This window comes from Pseudomonas sp. MS01C9, assembly GCF_058202755.1.
In genome coordinates, this window is sequence record NZ_CM177073.1 from 2,314,626 (window position 1) to 2,340,329 (window position 25,704).

Sequence of the window (25,704 nt, forward strand, 5' to 3'; positions counted from 1 at the left end):
GACATCGACGTCGAATGCACCGGCCTCTTCGCGAGCAGGCCCGCTTCCACAAAGCCCGGGCGCCGGCCCGGGCTCAGGGCTTACTTCTTGGCGACGTTGCCGCCTTCCGACAGACCCAGGTCAGCCAGGGCCTTGGCGGCTACCTTGGCTGGCAGTGGGATGTAGCCATCCTTGACCACGACTTCCTGGCCTTGCTTGGACAGGATCAGCTTCACGAACTCGGCTTCCAGGGGAGCCAGAGGCTTGTTCGGAGCCTTGTTGACATACACGTAGAGGAAACGCGACAGCGGGTACTTGCCGTTCAGGGCGTTCTCTTCGGTGTCTTCGACGAACTCAGTGCTGCCTTTCTTGGCCAGGGCCACGGTCTTCACGCTGGCGGTCTTGTAGCCGATGCCCGAGTAGCCCACGCCGTTGAGCGAAGAGCTGATGGACTGCACGACCGAAGCCGAACCTGGTTGCTCATTGACGTTTGGCTTGTAGTCGCCTTTGCACAGGGCTTCTTCCTTGAAGTAGCCGTAGGTGCCGGATACCGAGTTACGACCGAACAGTTGGACCGGCTTGTTGGCCAGGTCACCGGTCACGCCCAGGTCACCCCAGGTCTTGACGTCGGTCTTGCCGCCGCACAGACGAGTGGAGGAGAAGATCGCGTCGACCTGCTCCATGGTCAGGTGCTGGATCGGGTTGTCCTTGTGCACGAATACGGCCAGGGCGTCCACGGCAACCGGGATAGCGGTTGGCTTGTAGCCGTACTTCTGTTCGAAGGCCTGCAGTTCGTTGTCCTTCATCTTGCGGCTCATCGGGCCCAGGTTGGAGGTGCCTTCGGTGAGTGCGGGCGGCGCGGTGGAGGAACCGGCGGCTTGGATCTGGATGTTTACGTTCGGGTATTCTTTCTTGTAGTTCTCGGCCCACAAGGTCATCAGGTTGGCCAGGGTATCGGAGCCGACGCTGGACAGGTTGCCCGACACACCAGTGGTCTTGGTGTAGCTCGGGATCGCAGGGTCAACAGCGGCAACCGCGTTGGCAGTCGCAACGCCAGCAGCGACAAAAGTCATTGCCGCCATCAAACGCTTCAGTTTCATGCCTTACTCCTAGCAGATAGGGTGTGTTAAGTCGGCCAAGTATCTGTAAGCCGTGTGAACACTCTATGGCTGAAATATGACAATTGGATGAAAGGCCAGCATCGAGTTTTACAAGATGTCGTGGCGAGGGGATTTATCTCCTCGCCACAGAACCGGGTCTAGCGCCCTTTTTTCCAGAGATAGGCCCCTACCACCATCCCGACGCCACACAGTACCGCCACGTAATAGGCCGGCCCCATCGGGCTTTCCTTGAGCAGCAGGCTGACGATCATTGGCGTCAGGCCGCCGAAAATCGCGTAGGCAACGTTGTAGGAGAACGACAGGCCGCTGAAGCGCACCACCGGCGGAAAGGCCTTGACCATGACATAGGGAACCGCGCCGATGGTGCCCACCAGAAGACCGGTGAGGGCATACATCGGGAACAGCCACTGCGGATGCTCGGCCAGGTTGTGGTAGAAGGTCCAGCTACTGGCCAGCAATGCGGCGCAGCCGAACACGAAGACACGTCCCGCGCCGAAGCGGTCGGCCAGCACACCGGCCAGGATGCAGCCGATGCTCAGCATCACGATCGCCAGGCTGTTGGACTGCAGGGCGGTGGTCGGCTGGAAGTGATAGACCGTCTGCAGGACCGTCGGGGTCATCAGGATCAGCACCACGATGGCGGCGGACAACAACCAGGTCAGCAGCATGGAAACGATGATGGCGCCTCGATGGTCACGCAGCACTGCGCGCAACGGCACTTCTTCGGCCAACGCCTTGCGCAGCTGCAGCTCCGCGAATACCGGAGTCTCGTGCAGCCACTGGCGCAGGTACACCGAGAAAAGACCGAACACGCCGCCCAGCAGGAACGGAATCCGCCAGGCGAACTCCGCCACTTCCACGGGCGTATAAAGGCTGTTGATGGCGGTGGCCACCAGCGACCCCAGCAGGATCCCCGCCGTCAGGCCGGAAGTGAGGGTGCCGCAGGCATAACCGATGTGGCGCGCCGGAACGTGTTCGGAAACGAATACCCAAGCCCCCGGCACTTCGCCACCGATGGCCGCCCCTTGGATCACCCGCATAAGCAACAGCAGGATCGGCGCCCACATGCCGATCTGCGCATAAGTGGGTAACAGACCCATGATCAGGGTAGGCACCGCCATCATGAAGATGCTCAAGGTGAACATCTTCTTGCGTCCCAGCAGGTCGCCGAAGTGAGCCATGATGATCCCGCCCAGCGGACGGGCCAGGTAACCGGCGGCAAAAATGCCGAACGTCTGCATCAGGCGCAGCCACTCGGGCATTTCGGCGGGAAAGAACAATTTCCCGACCACAGTGGCGAAGAACACGAAAATGATGAAATCGTAGAACTCCAGCGCGCCGCCCAGGGCCGATAGCGACAGGGTCTTGTAATCATTGCGGGTCAGCGGACGGGCGGGTTGCGCGGGTGTTGCCGTGCTCGAAGGCGCAGTGGTCATGGGAGGGGCTTCTCTTATAGTCGGTTCCGCAACCCACCGATACGGGTTGGGGCAAGGTTTGGCACGATAGCAAATTGTTCGAAAAAGCACATGGAGACGTGCCCTTGGGCATCGAAAATCGGAGCCGGGTGTCCAGTTGCGCAAACGGGCGCCTTGAGAAGCGGCAATGCAGCATGACGGCGAGGGACGCCATCAAAGAAGAACCTTATTGGGGAATGAGGGCACTAGTGGTCGTCTCGACGTCTATCGCCCGATATACTCGCAAGCTTGCGACACTCTGTAAGGGGTTGCTGTGCGAAAACGTCGTTGGTGGGCGCAATGAAAAACCAGCCGGTTTCGCAGAGTATCCCTTTGGCACGCCTTTACGAAAAACGTGACGAACGCGGCATGTTCGGGCTGAATCGTTTTTTACAAAGACGGCTATTCACCTGAAGTACAAGACAGAGTTACGGGTCAGAGGCCCCTTCGGCATGATAGAGCTCGAGCAAGAAGATCCAATCCCGCAAGGCGACCTTGCCCTGCAGATCACCGCACTTCCCCGTGACACCAACGGCTTTGGCGATATTTTCGGCGGCTGGCTGGTGTCCCAGATGGACCTGGCCGGCACGGCAATGGCCAGCCGGGTAGCCGGCGGGCGCGTGGCGACCGTGGCGATCGATCGCATGGCGTTCCTGGTGCCGGTAGCGGTGGGTGCACAACTGTCGTTCTACACCCAGACCCTGGAAATCGGTCGCAGCTCGATCCAGATGATGGTCGAGGTCTGGAGCGACGATCCGCTGTCCAGTGAATGGCGCAAGGTCACCGAGGCCGTGTTCGTGTTCGTCGCCATCGATGGCAGCGGTCGCACCCGTTCGGTTCCGCCCCGCGCCCGTTAAACACGGCGACCGTTTTGCGGTCCATTGCAGTTCCTGTTCCCGAGCGAGATTTGCAGCATGCCTACGCCCAATGTCGAAGCCGTCAAACTGGATGAACTCAATGGATGGCGCATTCGCCACGGCCAGGCCGAGTTGCTGGTGGCCCAGCAAGGCGCGCATATCCTCAGCTATCAAGTGGACGGCCAGCCGCCGCTGATCTGGCTCAACGACCAGGCCACCTTCAAGACCGGCAAGAGCATCCGCGCCGGTGTACCGGTGTGCTGGCCATGGTTCGGCAACCTCACCCGCAACCCCGACAGCGTACAAGCCATGCGCGTGAGCAACGAGCCAGCCACCGCCCACGGCCTGGTGCGGGCTATGGACTGGACATTGAAGGGCATCGAAGCCGAAGGCGACAGCCTGAAGGTGGAGTTCGTGCTGCCTTATCCTGAGAATGGCCTGTCGGGCTGGCCCCATCAGGTGGACCTGACGCTGGCCATCGTGATGGACACGCAGTTGCACATCAGCCTCACCAGCCATAACCGTGGCAGCGAGACCGTCAGCCTCAGCCAGGCGCTACACAGCTATTTCGCCGTCAGCGATGTCCGCAACGTGCATGTCCAAGGGGTCGATGGCCTGAGTTACATCGAGACCCTGGACGACTGGAACACAGCGACCCAGGCCGGTGACCTGCATTTTTCCGGCGAGACGGATCGCATCTATCTCGATACCCCGCCGACGCTGAGCATCGTGGACCCGCACTGGGCACGACGGATCGAACTGACCAGCAGCGGTTCGCGTTCGGCGGTGATCTGGAACCCCTGGACCGAACGCGCCAAGGCCTTCAGCGACATGGCCGACGATGGCTGGCAGCGCATGCTGTGCATCGAAACGGCGAATGTGATGGACGATGTGGTGACCTTGCTGCCAGAGGCCAGCCATACCCTTGGCGTGAGCATCTGCAGCAAGCCGCTCTAAGCCACGCCACAAAAACCACAGTGGGAGTGAGCCTGCTCGCTCCCGCATGGTTTTGGGTCAGCCGAGCAGTCGGTTACAGATCCGCGTCCTGCACTACCCTCACCTTCTGCGCGTCCAGCGCATACGCCGCGCTCGCCAGGTCGTTGTCGACCTTTTCGATCTTCAGCGTGCCGGTCACCCATAACGGGGTGTAGATGTCATCCAGCTTCAGGCCCTTGGGGTAACGCACCAGTACCAACTGGTTGGGCGGCGGTGGCGGAACGTGGATGCAGGCGCCAGGGTATGGCACCAGGAAAAACAGCGTGCTGTGACCCTTGGCATCGGTTTCCAGGGGTACCGGATAACCGCCGATGCGGATGTGCTTGTCGTTCATCGACGCCACGGTCTTGGTCGAATACATCACCGCCGGCAAGCCCTTGCTCTGTTTCAGGCCGCCTTTCTGAGTGAAGGTGCCATCGGCTTCCGGGGAGTTGTGGTCGATCTCGGGCATGGCCTCGAGGGCTTTCTGGTCCGACTTGGGCATCAGCTCGAGCCAGTCGGTTTCCGGCAGTTCGGCTGCATGGGCCAAGGCACTGCCCAGCAAAAGAAGGGTCAACACTAGACGGCGCATGAAAGGGCTCGGCAAAGAGTGAAAGGTAGGACGCCGGGCATTCTAGCCCTCTCTACGCGCCGTAGAGAGGGCCTTGACGCATTTGATTCAGTTTCTTTTGATCAGGCCGTAGATCACCAGCAATACGACCGCGCCCACCAGGGCACCGATGAAGCCGGCACCTTCGCCCGCCTGGTAGATGCCCAGGGCCTGGCCGCCATAGGTGGCTGCCAACGAACCGCCAATACCGAGCAGAATGGTCATGATCCAGCCCATGCTGTCATCACCCGGTTTCAGGAAGCGCGCCAGCAGGCCAACGATCAAGCCGATAAAGATGGTTCCGATGATTCCCATGGCATTTCCTCTTGAGTAGGACTCATGCCAAAGCCTAGTCAGGCTTTGGCACCTTGCCATGAGAGAATCCTGCCGACGAATGGTTCCAAAATGTTGCGGATCAATGCTCGGCGATCAGCGTCTCGACCTTGATGATCTGCTGGGCCAGCGTGGCCCGATCGGCACACCGCAGGTTGGCGTGGCCGACCTTGCGTCCGGCCTTGAACGCCTTGCCGTAGTGATGCAGATGGCAGTCGGCGATTGCCAGGACTTTCTCGGTGTCCGGCACCTTGCCGATGAAGTTGAGCATCGCGCTTTCGCCGACCTTGGCGGTCGAACCCAGGGGCAGCCCGGCCACCGCCCTGAGGTGGTTTTCGAACTGGCTGCACTCGGCGCCCTCGGTGGTCCAGTGCCCGGAGTTGTGCACCCGAGGGGCGATCTCGTTGGCCTTGAGGCCGCCGTCCACTTCAAAGAACTCGAACGCCATCACGCCGACGTAATCGAGCTGCTTGAGCACCCGGCTGGAGTAGTCCTCGGCCAGTGCCTGCAGCGGGTGGTCGGTGCTGGCGACGGACAGCTTGAGGATGCCGTCCTTGTGGGTGTTGTGCACCAGCGGATAGAAACGGATCTCACCGTCGCGGGCACGCACGGCGATCAGCGAGACTTCCCCGGTAAATGGTACGAAGCCTTCCAGCAGGCAGCCCACGCTGCCCAGCTCGGCGAATGTACCGGCCACGTCTTCGGGCGTGCGCAGGACTTTCTGGCCCTTGCCGTCGTAGCCCAGGGTGCGGGTCTTGAGCACGGCCGGCAGGCCGATGGACGCGACGGCGGCGTCCAGGTCGGCCTGGGACTGAATGTCGGCGAAGGCCGGGGTGGGAATGCCCAGGTCCTTGAACATGTTCTTTTCGAACCAGCGGTCTCGCGCGATGCGCAAGGCCTCGGCGCTCGGGTAGACCGGAACGAACTGGGACAGGAAGGCAACGGTCTCGGCCGGGACGCTTTCGAATTCGAAGGTCACCAGATCGACTTCATCGGCCAGTTGGCGAAGGTGGTCCTGGTCGCCGTAGTCAGCCCGCAGATGCTCGCCCAGGGCACTGGCACAAGCGTCCGGGGCCGGGTCCAGGAAAGCGAAGTTCATCCCCAGCGGCGTACCCGCCAGGGCCAACATGCGGCCCAACTGGCCGCCACCGATTACACCGATCTTCATTCGTCAACCACCTCAGGCAATGCGTGGGTCCGGATTGTCCAGGACGCTGTCTGTCTGTTCAGCGCGGAATTTCTTCAATACGGTATGAAATTGTGGGTGCTTGGCGCCCAGGATGCTCGCCGAGAGCAGGGCCGCGTTGATCGCGCCAGCCTTGCCGATGGCCAGGGTCGCGACCGGAATGCCGGCCGGCATCTGCACGATGGACAGCAGCGAATCGACTCCCGAGAGCATCGACGACTGTACCGGCACGCCCAGCACCGGCAGGTGCGTCTTGGCCGCACACATGCCCGGCAGGTGGGCCGCGCCACCGGCACCGGCGATGATCACCTCGATGCCACGAGCCTCGGCCTCTTCGGCGTACTGGAACAGCAGATCCGGGGTGCGGTGGGCGGAAACCACTTTCACCTCATAGGGGATGCCGAGCTTTTCCAGCATATCGGCGGTGTGGCTAAGGGTGGACCAATCGGACTTGGAGCCCATGATCACGCCAACCAGTGCACTCATCGTCGTGCCTCTTCTCTCTGGGCGCCCGCGGGCGCGTCAAAAAACAACAAGCCACGCGGGAAACCAGCGTGGCTTGTTGTACGAATTATGGCCGGGCGAACCGACCGAAGGCCGGGCAGTATACCGAAAACGGTGCGTTAAACGCACCTTCGCCGACCATCTGTCATTTGGGCTGAAGCGGCGGCTTTATTGACTCGCAGGTCAGCGAGGGAACAGCCCGCATCCCTGTGGGAGCGAGCTTGATCGCGATAGCGGTGTGTCAGTCGCCATCGATGCTGCAGAGCCAACGCCATTGCGAGCAAGCTCGCTCCCAAAAGGGGTTGCGTGTTGTTTTCAGGATCCGATGGCACCCTGGGCCACGCCCCCCTCGAGCTTGCGCCAGAGCAGTCGTACATTGGCCTTGCGCACCAGGGCGCAGCGATACAGGCGGATCTCCAGCGGTACATGCCATTGGGTACCGCCGCAGATCACCAGTTCACCTCGGGCCAGCTCGGCGCGCACGCTCAGTTGCGGCACCCAGGCGATGCCCAGGCCTTCCAGGGCCATGCTCTTGAGGCTGTCGGCCATGGCCGTTTCGTAGACCGTGGTGAAACGCAGCGCCCGCTGGCGCAGCAACTGGTTCACCGAGCGTCCGAGGAACGCCCCGGCGCTGTAGGCCAGCAACGGCACGCTGGCCTCGCCTTCGAGATCGAACAGCGGCCTGCCATCGGCATCGGCGGCGCATACCGGCAGCATTTCGGTCTGGCCCAGGTGCAGTGACGGGAAGATCTCCGGATCCATCTGCATGGCCGAATCCGGGTCATAGAAGGCCAGCATCAAATCGCAGCCGCCTTCGCGCAGGGCATGGACGGCATCGCCCACGTTGGTGGCCACCAGCCGGGTGGCGATGTTCATGCCTTCATTGCGCAGTTGGGCGATCCAGCGTGGGAAAAAGCCCAGGGCCAGGGAATGCGCGGCCGCCACCTGTATCACCTCGCCCTGTCCACCCTCCAGGTGATGCAGGTGACGCAGCACCTCGCCCAGTTGCTCCACCACGGTGCGTGCCGTCACCAGGAACAACTGCCCCGCCGCCGTCAGTTCCACCGGCGTGCGGGAGCGGTTGACCAGCGTCAGCCCCAGCGCCGCCTCAAGGCTGCGGATGCGTCGGCTGAAAGCCGGTTGCGTCACGAAGCGGCGCTCGGCCGCCTGGGAGAAACTGCGAGTGGCGGCCAGGGCACTGAAGTCCTCGAGCCATTTGCTTTCAAGATTCATCACGTTCTCCCTGCACATGCCCAACGCATGCACGACACACGCACCAAAACAGGTCACACGTTCGCCGTTCGCCCGGCGTCACATGTGCATTATGCCGAATATGCATAGGGCAGTGTTTAACAGCATTGGCCCTTATTTTCCTGAAGGCCTAGGATCCACAGCGTTCCGGCACAGTCCGGGTCCTTATCGAGATGATTTTCCATCATGTCTTCCGCTGCATCATTCCGCACAGAAAAAGATCTGCTTGGCGTACTCGAAGTACCAGCGCAAGCGTATTACGGCATCCAGACCCTGCGAGCGGTGAACAACTTCCGCCTCTCGGGCGTTCCGATCTCGCATTACCCCAAGCTGGTGGTCGGTCTGGCAATGGTCAAGCAGGCCGCCGCCGATGCCAACCGCGAGCTGGGCCAGCTCAGCGAAGCCAAGCATGCAGCCATCAGCGAAGCCTGTGCCCGTCTGATCCGCGGCGATTTCCACGAAGAATTCGTGGTGGACATGATCCAGGGCGGCGCCGGCACGTCGACCAACATGAATGCCAACGAAGTCATCGCCAACATCGCGCTGGAGGCCATGGGTCACCAGAAAGGCGAGTACCAATACCTGCACCCCAACAACGACGTGAACATGGCGCAGTCCACCAACGACGCCTACCCGACCGCGATCCGCCTGGGTCTGCTGCTGGGCCACGATGCGTTGCTGGCCAGCCTCGAAAGCCTGATCCAGGCATTCGCCGCCAAGGGCGAAGAGTTCAGCCACGTCCTGAAAATGGGCCGCACCCAGCTGCAAGACGCCGTGCCGATGACCCTCGGCCAGGAATTCCGCGCCTTCGCCACGACCCTGGGCGAAGACTTGGCGCGTCTGAAAACCCTGGCGCCCGAACTGCTCACCGAAGTGAACCTGGGTGGCACCGCCATCGGCACCGGCATCAACGCCGACCCGCGCTACCAGGCCCTGGCCGTGCAGCGCCTGGCCACTATCAGCGGCCAGCCGCTGGTGCCCGCCGCCGACCTGATCGAAGCCACGTCCGACATGGGGGCCTTCGTGCTGTTCTCCGGCATGCTCAAGCGCACCGCGGTCAAGCTGTCGAAAATCTGCAACGACCTGCGCCTGCTGTCCAGCGGCCCGCGCACCGGCATCAACGAAATCAACCTGCCGGCCCGTCAGCCAGGCAGTTCGATCATGCCCGGCAAGGTCAACCCGGTGATCCCGGAAGCGGTCAACCAGGTGGCATTCCAGATCATCGGCAACGACCTGGCCCTGACCATGGCGGCCGAAGGCGGCCAGCTGCAACTGAACGTGATGGAGCCGCTGATCGCCTTCAAGATCTTCGACTCGATCCGCCTGCTGCAACGGGCCATGGACATGCTGCGCGAACACTGCATCGTCGGCATCACCGCCAACGAAGCGCGCTGCCGTGAACTGGTCGAGCACTCGATCGGCCTGGTCACCGCGCTGAACCCGTACATCGGCTATGAAAACGCCACTCGCATTGCCCGCGTCGCGCTGGAAAGCGGACGCGGCGTGCTGGAACTGGTGCGCGAAGAAGGTCTGCTCGACGACGCCATGCTCGACGACATCCTGCGCCCGGAAAACATGATCGCTCCGCGTCTGGTCCCGCTCAAGGCGTGACAGATGCGAGCATTGCTCACCAGGTCGAGGGACTAGACACCTCTCACCTTTTGAGGGCTTGGGGAATTTTTTCCCCAAGCCCTTTTTTTGCCATCGCCAGGGAGGGCTTATGCCGAAATTGACAACATCGGGACAGATCTCAGCCTTCGACAGCTCCTTTGATGGGCTGTCGAAGGCTGCGATTCGTACCGATTGCGGCACGACGTTTCGTCGCTTGCACCACAACCGTGCAGACGGGCAAGGCACTGATAGGTATAGTGCCGCCCCTCTTCGCATGAGTGGTCGTCGGTAGCGAGACCTTAAACATGCGAAACCCGAACTAATAACAACCCGCGAATTGGACCGGGACGAAACCTCGCCTCACCTGTCAAGCCGTGCGCCGACGGATGTAACGTGATGTTTCCAAATGGCCAGCATTTGCTTAAACAAAAAACAGCGAGGAATACTCATGCTTGAAGTCATCAACGACTTCCTCTCAGGGAAAGTGCTGATCGTGCTCATCGTCGGGCTCGGCGGCTACTTCACGATCCGCTCGCGTTTCGTCCAGTTCCGTCATTTCTTCCACATGTTCTCGGTGTTCCGTGACAGCCTCAAGAGCAGCACCGACCAGCTCAGTTCCTTCCAGGCCCTGATGCTCAGCCTCGCCGGTCGTGTCGGCGCGGGCAACATCGCCGGTGTCGGCATCGCCGTGACTCTCGGCGGCCCCGGCGCGGTGTTCTGGATGTGGGTGACCGCGCTGGTCGGCATGTCCAGCAGCTTCTTCGAATGCTCCCTCGGCCAGCTCTACAAGCGCTGCGACTCCGAAGGCCAGTACCGTGGCGGCCCGTCCTACTACATCCAGCACGGCCTGCAGAAACGCTGGCTGGGCATGATCATGGCGTTCCTGCTGCTGGTCACCTTCGGCTTTGCCTTCAACGGCCTGCAAGCCCACGCCGTGACCCACTCGCTGAACAACGCCTTCGGTCTCGACACCACCTACACCGGCCTGGGCCTGGCGGTGCTGCTGGGCCTGGTGTTCATCGGCGGGATCAAGCGTATCGCCAAGGTCGCCGACCTGCTGGTGCCTGTGAAGACCCTGGCCTACATCGCCGTGACCATCTACGTGATCGTGCTGCAGTTCGACCATGTACCGGCCATGCTCGTGACCATCGTCAAAAGCGCCTTCGGCCTGGACCAGGCTTTCGGCGGCCTGATCGGCAGCGCCATCGTCATGGGCGTCAAGCGTGGCGTCTTCGCCAACGAAGCGGGCCTGGGCAGTGCGCCTAACGTGGCCGCTGTCGCCTCGGTCGAGCACCCGGTCGCCCAGGGCGTGGTCCAGGCGTTCAGTGTTTTCCTGGACACCTTCGTGATCTGCACCTGCACCGCGCTGCTGATCCTGCTGTCGGGCTTCTACACCCCTGGCTTCGAAGGCGACGGCATTGCCCTGACCCAGAACTCCCTGGCTGCCGTCGTGGGCGACTGGGGCCGGATGTTCATTTCCGTGGCCCTGGCGCTGTTCGTCTTCACCTCGATTCTCTACAACTACTATCTGGGCGAGAACAACCTGCGCTTCATGGTGGGTGAAAACCGCAAGGCCTTGATCGGCTACCGCGCGCTGGTCCTGGTGCTGATCTTCTGGGGTGCCATCGAAAACCTCAGCACCGTGTTTGCCTTCGCCGACATCACCATGACCCTGCTGGCGTTCGTGAACCTGATCGCGCTGTTCCTGCTGTTCAAGGTCGGCATGCGCATCCTGCGCGACTACGACGACCAGCGCTCTTGCGGCATCAAGGTACCGGTCTTCGACTCCGCCAGGTTCCCGGACCTGGATCTGGACCGCAAGGCCTGGCCAGCCAACCCGTCTTCGGCTCCCCAGCCTGAAGCAGTGACCGGCGCGACCGCAGCGCAACGCTGATCGGCAGGCTTGTTGCAAAAAACCGGGCGCATCCCCTGCGCCCGGCGTGACACAGCGTAAGGTCGGCGTCATGCTCGACCTTATGTTGGGGCAGCTCGACGAAGCTGCCGCTTTCGTCCTCGGAGAACAACCATGAATTGCTCGACCTACCCTGCCGCCCAGCACGTCATGGTGCTCTATACCGGCGGCACCATCGGCATGCAGGCCAGCGCCCAGGGCCTGGCCCCGGCTTCCGGCTTCGAAGCGCGCATGCGCGATTACCTGCACAGCCAACCCGAACTCGTGATCCCGCAGTGGCGCTTCCGGGAGATGTCGCCTCTGATCGACAGCGCCAACATGACCCCGGCCTACTGGCAGCAACTGCGCGAAGCGGTGGTCGATGCCGTGGATGTACAGGGTTGCGACAGCGTGCTGATCCTGCACGGCACCGATACCCTGGCCTACAGCGCGGCGGCGATGAGTTTCCAACTGCTGGGCCTGCATGCCCGGGTATGTTTCACCGGTTCCATGCTGCCCGCCGGCGTGACCGACAGCGACGCCTGGGAGAACCTCAGCGGCGCGCTGGTCGCCCTCGGCCAGGGCCTGGCCCCGGGCGTGCACCTGTACTTCCACGGGGAGCTGCTGGCACCGACCCGGTGCGCGAAAGTGCGCAGTTTCGGTCGCCATCCGTTCAAGCGCCTGGAGCGCCAGGGCGGCGCAGCGAAAGCCACGTTCCTGCCGGCCGAGCTGAATTACCGGCAGCCAAGACAACTGGCCAATATCGCGGCATTGCCTCTGTTTCCCGGCATCAGCGCCGAGATCCTCGATGGCCTGCTCGGCAGTGGTATCCAGGGTTTGGTATTGGAGTGCTACGGTAGCGGCACCGGGCCAAGCGACAACCCGGCCTTCCTCGCCAGCCTGGAGCGGGCACGGGACAGCGGCGTGGTAGTGGTGGCGGTGACTCAATGCCATGAAGGCGGCGTGGAACTGGACGTGTACGAAGCCGGCAGCCGCTTGCGAGGCGTTGGGGTGCTGTCCGGTGGCGGCATGACCCGCGAGGCGGCGTTCGGCAAGCTGCAAGCGTTGATAGGCGCCGGGCTGGCCGTGGAGGATGTCCGCCGGCTGGTTGAGCTGGACCTATGCGGCGAGCTGAGCTGAGCCCTGCAAACCGCTGAGGCGCGAGTCTCCTCGCGCCTCACACCGCTACACCGAGAGGAACAACGCCTTGGCGGCGGCGCTGCCAATGTCGGCACGCCAGATCCGCTCAACCGCCTGGCCGGCCTTCTGCTGGGCTTTCTGGAACTCAAGCCCCCGCCCGCCCTGCTCGAATGTCTTCAGGTGAGCCTTGGTAAAGGCATCCGCCGCTGCATCCTGTTTCAGATAATGGAAGTGAGCGAACCACAGCACGCGGTTGTTGCGCCTCTCGCGAATCTCGTAGACCTGCAGGAAGTCGTTACCTTTATTGTCTGAAATATCCACCCGGCCACCGGCCTTGCGGATGCTGATCTCCTGTTCCTGTAGCAAGTACTCCACCGCGCCAACGTTGGGCAGCTTCGCCTTGGTCATCATGATGCGGGTGGTTCGCCCCAACTCCCGCAGACGCCTGGCACCGGCCCTCAGCTCCTCGATCAACATTCGCGGAGCCTGGTCACCCAGCGCTTGCGTCAACTGCTCGATCTCCTCGGCACAGCGGTCGAACCCGGTTGCCTTGCCTACGATGAGATCCTCTACGTCGATAGGGGGACGCTCACTTCTGGACAACCAACCGACGTCAGACATTTGTTGATCAAGTGTGCCCAGCAGATCGCGCCCTTTCTTCTCCAGGCTCTTGAGTTTCTTTGCGGCACGGATACTCAGCCCACCCGCACCACCGAGCAATCGCGGGCGGAGTCCCAGGCGCCAGCGACCCTGCCCGTCATGTTCAAGCCAGGGACCGGTCCGCGCCGGATGGGCGGCGTCGATGATCACCACCCCCTCAAGCCGGCGTGACACTCGATACCATTTGCCTTCGACCTGGGCAAACCACAGGCTGCCCCGTTGATAGAGCCCCTGGTATTCACCCGAAACCACCAGGCCTTGCGACGTAGAAGGAGATGCCAGTTGGAAAGTATCGAGGCGGGCCAGCTCAGGGGCGGAAAAATGGGTACGAGGGCTCGACCAGCCATAGACCAGCCGCGCTTTCGCCCCGTAAGGGCTAGCGGACGCAGCTAACGCCGGCTCTTTGATGATCGCGTTGCCAGGCAAGGCAACCGGAGCCTCATGCTCGATCCTCGCCCGCGACTCCAGTCGGCTGATCGCTCCCAGGCGCGCCCCTCCCTGCACCAGCACCAACGCCAGGCCCATCAACGCCGCGGCCAAGGCTTCCGCGCTGTCTTGCACCCCCTCGCTGTCAATGAACTCATCAAGCTGCTCCGTGAGCTGGGCCAGCAAACCGATCATCATTACCGGACCATCCAGCAGCGGCAGCAACAGGTTGAACGCTACCCAGCCAAACTGCATGAACCTGTCCCAGCGCGTCTGCGAGTCGGACACCGAAGCCCGTTTGGCCTGTTCGATCAAGGCCCGGGCACAGGCTTTGTACAACGCACCGACGATATCGCCTTGTAACGGCTCGCGGCCGAGCAATGCAGGTTCCGGAGACCGGGGAGCGGTGGCATCCGAAAGCAGCACCCGGCCGATGTGCGGCTCCTGGAAACCACCGTTGGCATAGACCCGACGGGCAGAAGGTTCAAGCCCGGCAAGTACGCTGTCCTGTAACGCTCCGGCCTGCTTGATGGCATCGAAAAGAGCGGCTCGCGAGGCAAATTCCATCAGGGGCGTTGACGAAGCAGGCCTGTAAAGCACATGAGGGCCCAGGCTGGCATCCTCGGGGCCGATCACAAACATGTCGGCGACCACATTGGGCGTTGCCTGGGCATCGGTCAGGAAAGCCAGGGGCCTGATGACCGGTTCATACCCGGCAGCGAAACCGGCCGACAGGGTCGGCCGCAACACCGCCACGACAAAGCGATAAGCCATATCGGTAAGGTTCTTTTTGATCTTCAGTTCCAATGCCTGCAATGGCAGCAGGATGGCGAGGCGATCAGCGAAATGTTGCTGCCTGCGGGCCACATCCAGGGGATCGTTCAGTAACTTGCGCTGCAGCAGTTCGGGATAGTGCTGGCCGATGTCGGCTCGCGAGGTCAGGTCCCGCAGATATTCATAGGTCATCCAGGCGGGTGGTTCGCCCCCTTGGTAAGTGATCTTCGATGGGCTCCAGGGAAAAGCTTCGAGATTTCGGATCGCCATCTCGGGGAAAGTCCGGGTTTGAGTTGCACTGCGCGGGGACGGAAACGGCGGATCGATGATCTCGAACGGGGAATTGCTCGACCGGGATAACGTCACTTCAATTCCGTTCACCGAGATATCCGTGCGCGAAGGGTCATCCTCCAGCATCTTTTCCTTCAAGGCCTGGTCAGCGAACTCAAGGATGTTCGAAATACCCGCCATGAATGACACAGACCTTCGATGCTGCGCCGCCAGCGATGACAACAAACGACCGTAGGCGCCGCGATCCGCCAACGGTGCATTCCTCAGCCAGGATGGAAGCACCTGCTGCAGTTTCGACAGCCTGGCCTCATGCCCCGAGCGAAAGGCCCCCAGCAGCGTGCCGGGACCGGAAACCAGCGCCACTTCGCGTTCAAGACTGGCCGTGTCGGGATAAGCCGAGGGTTTGATCCTGGCGAGCAGTTGCAACTGACGCTCCAGGAGGCAGAGGGTCAAGGCGTCGAAGATGTCCTGCTCGGGGGTGTAGTTTCTCAGCTTCGAATCGTCCGCCCGGCGCGCACCGAACCAGGACGCTTCCATTGCCGCCACCGAGCCGAACACCTCGATCCCGCCCGTCAATGTGTAGAGCAAAGCGATTTCTCGCTCACCCAGACGGCGCGACATGGCCAGCACCAGCACATCCCTCGGATGAGGAACGTTGCTGTCGCCCTCGTAGACAAACGTGACGCAGGCTCGGGTGGTGCCCTGCCCCAGGGCTCGTTGTCGCCGAGCCGGCTCCGGGTAGTCGAGGACGGCCTGGACGGTGGCGAGTTCCTCGCCTACGAGCGCCGAAGCGGCCTGTTGCAACTGCGCCTTGAACAGATCGGACAGTTGTCGCCAGACACTGGGAGCGTCCGTGCTCCAGAAATCCACCAGGTGCTGTTGATAGCCCTCAAGCAGCGTGGAGGCCCCTTCTTCGAGCATTTGCTGGAGTTCATCCAAGGGGACCTTTTCGCCCTGGGGCGTCTCTGCGCCAGGGAATTTCGCAAGAAAGCTGCCCTGGCTGAACGTCCTTGCCCCCACGCCCCTGCAGCGCTCGAGCAACAGGTCGGCCAATCCATGGGTGTTGTACCCGACCTTGTGCGGTTGCCCGCCGTCCATGCGCCATTGAGGTTCAAGGATCACGGCGGTTGCGGCGGCTGGCGCCAACGTTGGGTAACGTTCATCGAGGAGCGCTTGCAGCGTCGTCCGTGCGACGTCCGTCAGCGACGGGCGTGACGCGAACAGCAGGTGCACGTTCAGGGCCCATGAGGTGATCTCATCATCGGTTCGCAGGGGGCGTGGCGAGCTTGTCATCGAAGGAGTGGGGCTTGAAGTCGACATGGCTTTTTTCCATTGGCAGGCAATGAGTGGAAGTCTTCAGCGCGCCTAAAGAAGCGAACCGCGACCGTTACCTGCGAGCGTAAGCAGCCCGTTGGGGCGTTGTGCGGTATCGGGTTATCGTTTTTCCCGGCATACAACTTGCTCGATATCCAGCCTCCCCAAGGCTGGAAACGAACATGCTTCATTCCCACCTCACTACTCTCAACGCCGTCTCCCTGGTGCTTGATGCCTTCAAGCACGAAGGCCTGCCGAGTGAAGCGTTGCTGGCCGGCAGCGGCATCAGTGCGGCCGACCTGAACCGGGCCGACACGCGCATCACCACCAACCAGGAAATGCAGGTCTGCGCCAACGCCGTGGCCCTCAAGCGCGACATCGGCCTGGACCTGGGCTTGCGCATGCATGTTTCGTCCTACGGCATGCTCGGCTATGCCTTGCTCACCAGTGCCACCTTAGGTGACGCCTTGCGGTTGGCACTGCGCTATCCGGCTCTTTTGGGAACACTGTTCGACCTGGCCCTGGAGGACGATGGCGAGCACATCTGGCTCAGCGCCAGCGATTACCGGGAGAATCCCGCCCTGGCGGCATTCAATGCCGAATTCTGCATGGTCTCGCTGAAGGTCATCTGCAATGACCTGCTTGGCCGCGCATTGCCGCTGCATGCAGCGCGCTTCGAACATCCTGCACCGGAGTACCGGGCACGCTACGTGGCCTACTTCGACTGCCCGGTGCGTTTCGACGCCACCGTCAACGCCTTTGCCTTCGACCGTCATTGGTTGGACCGCCCCCTGCCCCTGGCCGACCCCATCACCCACAACGCCATGGTCGAACGCTGCCGCAAGCAGAACACCGAATTCACCGGACGCCAGGCCTGGCTGGGGCGGATCCGCCAGTTGCTCGCCGTCCAGCTGGACGCCGCCCCAGGCCTGGAACGCCTGGCCGAACAGATGAACTGCTCGGCACGCACCCTGCGCCGGCACCTCAAGGACTGCGGCTGCAGCTACCAGGAACTGCTGGACGACCTGCGCTTCGAACGGGCCAAGCAGATGCTTTGCGAGGATCGCTTGCCCATCTACCGTATCGCCGAACGACTGGGCTTCAGCGAAACAGCCAGCTTCCGTCACGCCTTCGTGCGCTGGAGCGGCGTGGCGCCGAGTCAGTTCAGGCCCTGATCCCCCTACATCGCTTTCATGTACAACATCCCCCTGTGGCGAGGGGACTTATCCCCGTTGGGTACGCAGTCACCCCAAAACAGACTGACGCATTTGTGCGCAGATACCGCACCGGCCGATTTACGACGGCTGCGCCGCAGAGCGGGAGCAAGCTCCCTCGCCACGAATCCCGGGGCAATCCGGAGCCTTGTTTATTCGCCCTCCACCAACGCGTCCACCAAGCTACGAATCCTTGCGCCATTGCCCACAACTACGCCAGAATCCGCCCGCTTGTGCGCCTTGCCCCCGGTCTCTATCGTTTCCCTGCCACTGCCCATCAGTGGTCGGGCTTGGCGGCCCGTTAGACGAAAGGTGCAACGCCCCTCAATATGATTGCGATGCTTCTGGCATTGGCACTCCTGTGTTATGGCGGGTTGCGCAAGGATCCCTTCGGGGATGCCGGGTTCCTTTCGTTCCGGTCCGCCAACCTTGTGTAATCCGTCACCTCAATCTGCTTGGCGGCAGACGGTGATGGTTCCTCAGACGAAAGGAGCACCACATGTTCAAGGTCACCCCCAATCCTCCTGAAACAGCCCGCCCCTCGCCTTCCAGTAAACCGAAAAACAAGAAGCAGGACGAAGCCGCCAAGCGCGCCTTGGATTTCTACCTGCTGCCAAAGCCGGAGAATCGCGAGGCCAGCTCCCAGCCGGGCCAGCTCTTCACCGTCATACAGGACATCGACAGCGAATGCCTGCTTGTCAACCTCAGCGAGACCCTGGCTTCGGCTGATGCGATGATCAGCGACCTGGCTTTCGAACTGGAAGGCTCAAAACGCCACTTCGTTCTTGGTATTCAGCAATTGATCGAACTGAGTTCATTGCTGGCAAACCGAGCGCTGGATAACGTCGACCCACGCTAACCGCGACACCATCCACCTGTGGCGAGGGAGCTTGCTCCCGCTCGACGGCGCTAGCGTCTCAAACCGGTCGATGCGGCGGGGCTGAAAGCATGCGCCAGACTTTTTGAGGCGGTTTCGCTCAAGGCATTTGGAGCGTCCAACGGGAGCAAGCTCCCTCGCCACGTTGCGGACAACCATCGGAGCATCACTCATGCCCCAACCCCGCGCACAACTGCGCCATCAAGGGGCGATTTACGGTCAAACCTTTTGGCCATTTCGATCCCCTTTTGGCCTCTCCTGCCGTTCTCTGAAACGCCGCCCGCCGCAAGACTGTGGTCAACCGATCAGCCCTTTGCGGAGAACAACAAATGCTGACGATCTACTCGGATGATCACCACTTACACCATGGCCGTTGCGAGTTGATGGACGGGCAACTGATGCCTTGCTTCGAAATGCCCTCCCGGGCCGATCATGTGCTGGAACGGGTCAAGGCCCGGGCATTGGGCCCGGTGGAGGCGCCAACGGATTTTGGCCTCGCACCGATCCAGCGCATCCACACCGCGGCCTACCTGGAGTTTTTCCGCGGGGCCTGGGATCGCTGGGTCGAGTACAACCGCGAAGGCGATTTGCTGCCCTACACCTGGCCGGCCCGGACCCTGCGCACTGTCATCCCCCGCAGCCTGCATGGCCAGCTGGGCTATTACAGCTTCGACGGCGGTGCGCCGATCACCGCCGGCACCTGGCAAGCGGCCTACAGCGCCGCCCAGGTGGCCCTCACCGCCCAGGCTGAAATCCAGCGCGGCGCCCGCAGTGCCTTTGCTCTGTGCCGCCCGCCGGGGCACCACGCCGCCAGCGATTTGATGGGCGGCTATTGCTACCTCAACAACGCCGCCATCGCCGCCCAGGCGTTCCTCGACCAAGGTCACGAGAAGGTTGCGATCCTCGATGTGGATTACCACCACGGTAATGGCACCCAGTCGATTTTCTATGAGCGCAGCGACGTGTTGTTCGCCTCGATCCACGGCCACCCGGAGGCCGAGTTTCCGTTCTTCCTGGGGTACGCGGATGAACGCGGCGAAGGCGCCGGGAAAGGTTTCAATTTCAACTACCCTCTACCAGCCGGTTCGGGCTGGGACACCTGGAGCGCGGCCCTGGAGCAGGCGTGCGACGAAACCCGGCGCTACGACGCGGATGTCATCGTCGTGTCCCTGGGCGTGGACACTTTCAAGGACGACCCGATTTCCCAGTTCAAGCTCGACAGCCCGGATTACCTGGCGATGGGCAAACGTATCGCCGCGCTCGGCAAGCCGACCCTGTTCGTGATGGAAGGCGGCTATGCGGTGGCTGAGATCGGCATCAATGCCGTGAACGTACTCGAAGGTTTCCAAAGCGCCCAATGAGGAACACAAGCATGAAAAGACTCAAGCGTCTAATGGCCCCGGCCCTGTGCGCCGCGCTGCTTTGCACAACGGCCCAGGCCGAGGAACGAACCCTGCGGGTCTATAACTGGTTCGATTACATCACGCCCAAGGCCCTGGACGACTTCAAGGCGCAGAACAGCCAGATCAAGCTGGTCTACGACATCTTCGATACCAACGAAGCCCTGGAAGCCAAGTTGCTCACCGGCAATTCCGGCTACGACGTGGTGGTGCCGTCCAATGTGTTCCTGGCCAAGCAGATCGAAGCCGGCGTCTTCCAACCCCTGGACCGCAGCAAACTGCCCAACTGGAACCACCTCGATCCCAAGCTGATGAAGTTGATCGAAGCCAACGACCCGGGCAACAAATTCGCCGTGCCCTACATGTACGGCACCATCCTGATCGGCTTCAACCCGGACAAGGTCAAGGCCGCCCTGGGCGACAATGCGCCGGTGGACAGCTGGGACCTGATCTTCAAGGAAGAGAACATCAGCAAGCTCAAGCAGTGCGGCGTGGCGCTGCTGGATTCGCCGTCGGAGATCCTGCCCCTGGCCCTGCAGCACCTGGGCCTGGACCCCAACAGCAAGAAGCCGGCGGACTATGCCAAGGCCGAATCGCTGATGCTGAAGATCCGCCCCTACATCACCTATTTCCACTCGTCCAAGTACATGGCAGACATCGCCAACGGCGATATCTGCGTGGCGGTGGGCTATTCCGGCAGCTTCTCCCAGGCGGCCAACCGGGCCAAGGAAGCCAAGAATGGTGTGACGGTGGACATGCGCCTGCCCAAGGAAGGCGCGCCGATCTGGTTCGACATGCTCGCCATTCCCAAGGACGCCAAGAACCCGGGCGACGCCTACACCTTCATCAACTACTTGCTGCAACCCCAGGTGATCGCCCCGATCAGCGATTTCGTCGGGTATCCGAACCCGAACAAGGACGCCACGGACAAGGTCGATCCCGCGATCCGCAGCAACCCCAACCTGTACCCGACCGAGACGGCGATGGCTACGCTCTACACCCTGCAACCCTTGCCCAGGGATGCCGAGCGAGCACGGACGCGAACCTGGACACGGATCAAGTCCGGCCAATAGCCCGGCACCTTGTACCCGGCATATACATAGTTACCACCCTCCCTGTCCTGCCCGCTCCTAGCATGCAATCCCCGAAGCATCTGGCTTCGAGGATTGCATGTACCGCGAGACAGGGAGACTCAAATGGCAAGAACCTTAAGAACCACCGGGCAATCCACGCCCGAAGCCAGCCTCAGGGATGCCGTACTCAATCAATTGCTGGCCGGTCCGACCTCACCGGAAGTGGCCGCCGTACTCTTGCGCACAGCCCTCAAGCGACTCTATCCGGCGCTGGACCTCGACCCGCACAACACCGTCGTCGGGGAGCCGGACTGGGACATTGTCGATGGCGAAATCGTCGAGCGCCCCACACGCTACGAAACCTTGAGCAGCATGGTGGCCGAGCGGGTGGGCGAGAGCGATTCCACCTTGCTGGTGGACGGCCTGCACTATCTGACCCAACTGCCGCTGACCACGCCCGAGGTGCATCTTCCGGTGCGCATCGGGCAGATCGGCAACATGATCAACGAGCTGGTGCCGACCATGTTGTCCGCCAGCCAGGAGCAGCAACTGCTGTACTGGAACGCCTCCCTCGGCGCCTCCGGTCCGCGCTGGCATGAGCTGTCCCGCACGCTGCGCAAGCTCTGGGACGTCAGGCAGGTCAAGGGCTGGACCGCGACCGAATGCACCATGGCCAGGCTGCTGTACCTTTATCCCGATCTACAGGATCGCAAGGAGCATGACCGCTTCGACACCCATGCGTATCTGATCGATATCGATGAAGTCAACGGCGACAAGGTGTCCCGCGTCAACGAGAACTCGGTCGTGGTGCTGATCGGCAAAATCGACGGCCAGGAAGTCATCCTCACCTACTCGCTGCGCAACGGCTATGAGAAGTTCGACTCCCAACACGCCCTCGGCCAATCCCTGCCCACTCACCTGGGGACCGGGGTACGCAAGAAGATCCAGTGGCGGCTCTACGAACCCAGCGGCAATATCTTCGATCACAAGGCTTGCGGGTTGATTGCCATGCAAGTGGAGATCATCGGCTCCCCGGGCTTCATGCAGAGGTTCATACCCAGCGAGAACGAGCAGAACGCTTCCGATGAGCTGGACACGGATAACGACCCGACCGAAGACTGGTTCCAGAAGCAGATACCTGACTGGTTGAAGACAGCATCGGTATCGGACCAGATGCTGTTTGCCCAACACATGAAAAGCCTCTCGGCGCTGAGCAGTTCTCATGCCGGCAAGACTTACCTGGACGAGATCCCATCTATCAAGCGCTACACGTTGGCGGCCCTGAAGCAACAGATGCAATCGGAACACGCCGATGCCGAGAGCCTCGACCTGGAGAAAATCCAGGTCCAGATCCGCAGCCTGGTTGCCTGGGGTACCTTCATCGTGCCGGGGAAATTCGAAACCGCTCGGTTCAGCCTGGTTGAACTGGCCTTGCAAAACCTCATCGCGCTGCCTCCGGGGGATAGAACGGTTCGATCGATCGACGGTACCGCCCTGCCTGGCTGGATGACGATCGACTACCTGGAAAAGGTCATCGGCAAGATCGATATCGGTCGTGTCTACCCCGAATTGGTCAAGCGCAAGCTGCTGGACGACCCGCAGGAGTCAAGCCGTCGCCAGAATCTGTATACCTCCCAGCTGCGCGTCCAGCTACCCATGCTGGCGCTCGAAAGCAAGATTCGCGGAGCCTGCTACATCGATGAACGGGGCTATCGCTATGTATGCGCCCTGATGGAGCCCGAGCCGGCCGATCGCAAGATCGACGGGCAGGCCATCGTGATCCGCAAACTGGCGTTCGTGTCCGAACAGAGGCACTCGAAGGACGTCGTGACCAACATGTTCGTGATCGGCCCCCAGAACCCGGATGCCGGCCCCTGCCTGCTGTACCGGCCGCTGCTCGAACCGCAGCTGTGCCAGTATCCATCGTTCAGCAACCTGATCTATGCCATCAAGCAAACCCCTTCCTTGCGCCAGTCGGTACTGGCCTGGCTACCCGACGGCGTGCGTGAAAACTACAGCCGATACGTGTTTTCAGGCCCTCTGCCCTCCCCCTGGACCATTATCGATTTCGTGACCGATCCTTTTTCGGCCTGGGCCAACAGCGCCCCCATCAGCTTGAGTGAAGAGACGCTCGGAGCCGACTTCCTGCCGCAGTTGTTCAAGGCCAATGCCGACGCCCTGGTGGAACTGGCCGATCGCCAATCGATTTCCAACAGTGAGCATCGCTGGCAGACCTTCAAGCAGGCCGGCTGGTTGATCTTCAACCTGGCGCTGCCCTACCTGGGCTCAGCCGTAGGCACCGCGGCCTGGTTCTGGCAGATCCTGGACGACGTGGAGTCGCTGACGCAGAACGACGAAACGTTCAACAGCCAGGCCACATGGGAAGCCTTCGTCGACCTGCTGCTGAACATGGCAATGGCCATCACCGCGTTCGCCATCGCCCGCGCCAGGGAAGGCAAACGCAGCCGCCGATCGACGGCGCCGGAGGTGGTGGTCGAGCTGGAAGACCTGAAAAAAACCGAGCTGGTCATCGAAAAGCGCCCACCGCTCAAGGGTACCGAGCTGTTGCCCGAACACTACGCCGTCATTCATTCCAGCGGTGCCTTGATCAGCAAGTCGGGGCAAGGTGTGAAGCTCCTGGAAACCTTCCGTATCGACAAACCCGACAGGCTGGAGCAACCCGAAACCCAGGGCGCATTCAAAGGGCTCTACCCAAAGGGCGATGACTGGTACGCACAGGTGGCGCATACCTGGTTCAAGGTGGCGGTGGAGGGGGAACAGGCCTTCATCGTCGATGAGGCCAATCCCGCACGCATCGGTCCTGCCTTGATGGGCGACGCCCATGGAAGATGGCATGTCGATACCCGTCTGCGTTTGCGTGGCATCGGTTCGAAAGACGCCAGGCAGGCGGTCGTCGCCGAGGCAAAGCGCCTCAGCACGCAACTGCTTGCAGAGCTGAACCGGATCGAAAACAGCAAACCGCAGAACCAGAAGCTGCTGACCATGAATGCCGAAGAAATGAACAAGGCATCGGGCGCCGCCAAGGAAACCAAGCGCGACGTGTACCTCAGCACCTTGAAGACACAACGTGAGAGCTACGACGAAGCCTTGCGAATATTGACCGAATGGCCGGTGTTCCAATCAAGGCCCGACGCCCCCCAGGCCAGGCTGGGTTACCTCAATGCGCAGATCAATTTCACGTTCGAGGAGATAGACGCATTGAACGAGCGATTCACCCCGGCCCTGAGGAAGGCCATGGACATGACCACCTCCGGTGTGGAAATCCTGGAGCAGGAGCATATCGATGCCGCCGACACCATGATCAGGGTCGGCGACGACATGATCGAACGCCTGGACTACATGGAGACCCGCTTCGCCAGGCTCAAGAAGCTGGGACGCGAAGGCTTCGAATTCCTGCGCCAGCACCGTGCAAAGATGCCGGCCTACAGGAGTGACGCCATCCGGCTGATCCAGTTGGACATGTACCGGCATCTTTGCCTGTCGCTCGAAAGCGTCGGCACCATGCCCGAAGGCTGGGCGGACCTCAATCAGGTCGTGGATAACGTCACGGTCGCTTTCCAGAGCCTGCATGACGCCATCGAGGAACGCAGCGTGATTCGCCTCGACGAGCAGATCGACGCCTTCGGCAGCCTGACGGAACAGTTCTCCGCCATCGAGGAACACCTTGAATACATCGCCAGTGAATACAAGGACAGCGTTCGCCTGGTGGAGCTCAGTCGACTGGTCAAGCAGGTCGGCCTGCTCAAGAAACGAACCCTGCGTCACCTGGCCCAGGCCCTCGACGAACGCAGCAACCAACGGACCACGGGGGCACCGTATGAGGCACGTCCGAGGCCGAGAAAAAGATTCATCAGGGCGCGGTTCTGGGGCCTGGTCAGTGGTGAGCCGCGTTTGACGAAGCTGAAGGAGGAAACCGACTGGGTCGACGTCAAGCACCCGTTCTCGGACAAGATCATCGCCACGTTCCATCGCAAGGACAACGGCGAGTGGGTGCCCCATATCAATGCCGACTCCCCGCCGGCCGCCATGCCGTCGGTGGTTCCACCGCTCAAGACCAGCGTGACCAAGGGCAAGGCCCTGATCAATGGCTTGACGGCGTTCAAGACCGAGGTCGCGGAAAACCTCCAGGAGCCTGAGCGCTCTCCTGCAGGGCTCGCCGTGATCCTGAACGCCCATGCCAGCCGGATGGAGAAAGTCGGCGCCGCGATCACGAAAGCGCTGGACAGCACTTCGAACGAAACGGTGGATATTCCCGCAGACGAGCGACGTATTGCCGAATCCACGCGCGCGGAACTCAAGAAAGCCGCGAAGGCCCTTTACGACGATGGATTCGAAGCCGTGCTCAAGGTCATCAAGCAACGTCCGCCCACCATGAGCAGCGTCACATGGCTCAAGAGTCGGAATCAGATTTCCATCAGCAAGCAGAAAAGCCGACAACGGATCAAGGGACCGTTCTATGGCTACCTGGACCGGTATGAGATCAAGGACCTCAAGGAAAACAAAACCCTCTGGTTCGCCGATTTCCACTATTCGACCGACTGGGTACCGGCTCACGCTTTCCTGTCCGCACGCTTGAAGACACCGGAACAGGTCAACCTCGGGAAAGCCGCTGACTCGACCAACGAACTCAACCAGCGGCAACTGATCGACCATTACCGCAGCGAGATCGCCGTGGATCAAGCCATTGCGGTCTTCTTTCCGAAACGGCCCTCATAGCCCTGGCCCACCGGGCATCCGTCGAT

At 61.5% G+C, this 25,704-nt stretch carries 18 protein-coding genes; 10 read left to right on the top strand and 8 right to left on the bottom strand.

Features of this window, described 5'->3' with window-relative positions; translation table 11 throughout:
* Window positions 1-80: 80 nt before the first annotated feature.
* The gene (locus AC1M7R_RS10715; RefSeq protein ID WP_072397249.1) at window positions 81-1,079 is read right to left on the bottom strand and encodes a phosphate ABC transporter substrate-binding protein PstS; all 999 of its coding nucleotides are present in this window, start codon (window positions 1,077-1,079) and stop codon (window positions 81-83) included.
* A 158-nt stretch (window positions 1,080-1,237) separates the two neighbouring features.
* Entirely contained in the window at window positions 1,238-2,536 is a 1,299-nt protein-coding gene (locus AC1M7R_RS10720) for an MFS transporter (protein WP_072397261.1), read from the bottom strand.
* 470 nt (window positions 2,537-3,006) lie between these two features.
* Here AC1M7R_RS10720 and AC1M7R_RS10725 point away from each other — a divergent pair, with 470 nt between their 5' ends.
* Complete coding sequence (locus tag AC1M7R_RS10725; RefSeq protein WP_024777863.1) at window positions 3,007-3,411, top strand: acyl-CoA thioesterase; 405 nt, start codon at window positions 3,007-3,009, stop codon at window positions 3,409-3,411.
* Between the two features lie 57 nt (window positions 3,412-3,468).
* Window positions 3,469-4,368 (top strand): D-hexose-6-phosphate mutarotase, encoded by a 900-nt coding sequence (locus AC1M7R_RS10730; RefSeq protein ID WP_072397582.1) that lies wholly within the window; start codon window positions 3,469-3,471, stop codon window positions 4,366-4,368.
* A 73-nt stretch (window positions 4,369-4,441) separates the two neighbouring features.
* Here the strand turns inward: AC1M7R_RS10730 and AC1M7R_RS10735 are convergent, their stop codons facing one another.
* From AC1M7R_RS10735 to AC1M7R_RS10755, 5 genes are all read right to left on the bottom strand, one after another.
* Complete coding sequence (locus tag AC1M7R_RS10735; protein ID WP_072397263.1) at window positions 4,442-4,978, bottom strand: DUF3299 domain-containing protein; 537 nt, start codon at window positions 4,976-4,978, stop codon at window positions 4,442-4,444.
* 87 nt (window positions 4,979-5,065) lie between these two features.
* A complete protein-coding gene (locus AC1M7R_RS10740) occupies window positions 5,066-5,311 on the bottom strand; it encodes a GlsB/YeaQ/YmgE family stress response membrane protein (protein ID WP_039593587.1) in 246 nt (81 codons plus the stop codon).
* Window positions 5,312-5,411: 100 nt separating this feature from the next.
* Complete coding sequence (locus AC1M7R_RS10745) at window positions 5,412-6,497, bottom strand: 5-(carboxyamino)imidazole ribonucleotide synthase (protein WP_072397265.1); 1,086 nt, start codon at window positions 6,495-6,497, stop codon at window positions 5,412-5,414.
* A 12-nt stretch (window positions 6,498-6,509) separates the two neighbouring features.
* Window positions 6,510-7,001, bottom strand: a complete 492-nt coding sequence (gene purE, locus AC1M7R_RS10750; RefSeq protein WP_003196369.1) for a 5-(carboxyamino)imidazole ribonucleotide mutase — start codon at window positions 6,999-7,001, stop codon at window positions 6,510-6,512.
* 333 nt (window positions 7,002-7,334) lie between these two features.
* Window positions 7,335-8,252: a LysR substrate-binding domain-containing protein gene (locus tag AC1M7R_RS10755; protein WP_072397267.1), complete on the bottom strand. Its 918-nt coding sequence runs from the start codon at window positions 8,250-8,252 to the stop codon at window positions 7,335-7,337.
* 204 nt (window positions 8,253-8,456) lie between these two features.
* Between AC1M7R_RS10755 and aspA the strand changes: the two genes are divergently transcribed.
* From aspA to AC1M7R_RS10770, 3 genes are all read left to right on the top strand, one after another.
* On the top strand, window positions 8,457-9,881 hold the full coding sequence (aspA, locus tag AC1M7R_RS10760; protein ID WP_072397269.1) for an aspartate ammonia-lyase: 1,425 nt from the start codon (window positions 8,457-8,459) through the stop codon (window positions 9,879-9,881).
* Window positions 9,882-10,329: 448 nt separating this feature from the next.
* Entirely contained in the window at window positions 10,330-11,775 is a 1,446-nt protein-coding gene (locus tag AC1M7R_RS10765) for an alanine/glycine:cation symporter family protein (protein WP_072397272.1), read from the top strand.
* 132 nt (window positions 11,776-11,907) lie between these two features.
* Window positions 11,908-12,912, top strand: coding sequence for an asparaginase (locus tag AC1M7R_RS10770; RefSeq protein WP_072431365.1), 1,005 nt, complete (start codon window positions 11,908-11,910; stop codon window positions 12,910-12,912).
* A gap of 45 nt (window positions 12,913-12,957) precedes the next feature.
* Here AC1M7R_RS10770 and AC1M7R_RS10775 read toward each other — a convergent pair whose 3' ends face one another.
* Window positions 12,958-16,383, bottom strand: a complete 3,426-nt coding sequence (locus AC1M7R_RS10775) for a dermonecrotic toxin domain-containing protein (RefSeq protein ID WP_490610394.1) — start codon at window positions 16,381-16,383, stop codon at window positions 12,958-12,960.
* A 176-nt stretch (window positions 16,384-16,559) separates the two neighbouring features.
* Between AC1M7R_RS10775 and AC1M7R_RS10780 the strand changes: the two genes are divergently transcribed.
* From AC1M7R_RS10780 to AC1M7R_RS10800, 5 genes are all read left to right on the top strand, one after another.
* Complete coding sequence (locus AC1M7R_RS10780; RefSeq protein ID WP_072397277.1) at window positions 16,560-17,552, top strand: AraC family transcriptional regulator; 993 nt, start codon at window positions 16,560-16,562, stop codon at window positions 17,550-17,552.
* Between the two features lie 538 nt (window positions 17,553-18,090).
* The gene (locus AC1M7R_RS10785) at window positions 18,091-18,450 is read left to right on the top strand and encodes a DUF6124 family protein (RefSeq protein ID WP_072397282.1); all 360 of its coding nucleotides are present in this window, start codon (window positions 18,091-18,093) and stop codon (window positions 18,448-18,450) included.
* A gap of 347 nt (window positions 18,451-18,797) precedes the next feature.
* Window positions 18,798-19,829, top strand: a complete 1,032-nt coding sequence (locus AC1M7R_RS10790) for a histone deacetylase family protein (protein ID WP_072431363.1) — start codon at window positions 18,798-18,800, stop codon at window positions 19,827-19,829.
* A gap of 11 nt (window positions 19,830-19,840) precedes the next feature.
* Window positions 19,841-20,941 (top strand): polyamine ABC transporter substrate-binding protein, encoded by a 1,101-nt coding sequence (locus AC1M7R_RS10795; RefSeq protein ID WP_076405909.1) that lies wholly within the window; start codon window positions 19,841-19,843, stop codon window positions 20,939-20,941.
* 123 nt (window positions 20,942-21,064) lie between these two features.
* On the top strand, window positions 21,065-25,678 hold the full coding sequence (locus tag AC1M7R_RS10800; RefSeq protein WP_076405907.1) for a dermonecrotic toxin domain-containing protein: 4,614 nt from the start codon (window positions 21,065-21,067) through the stop codon (window positions 25,676-25,678).
* Window positions 25,679-25,704: the final 26 nt, after the last annotated feature.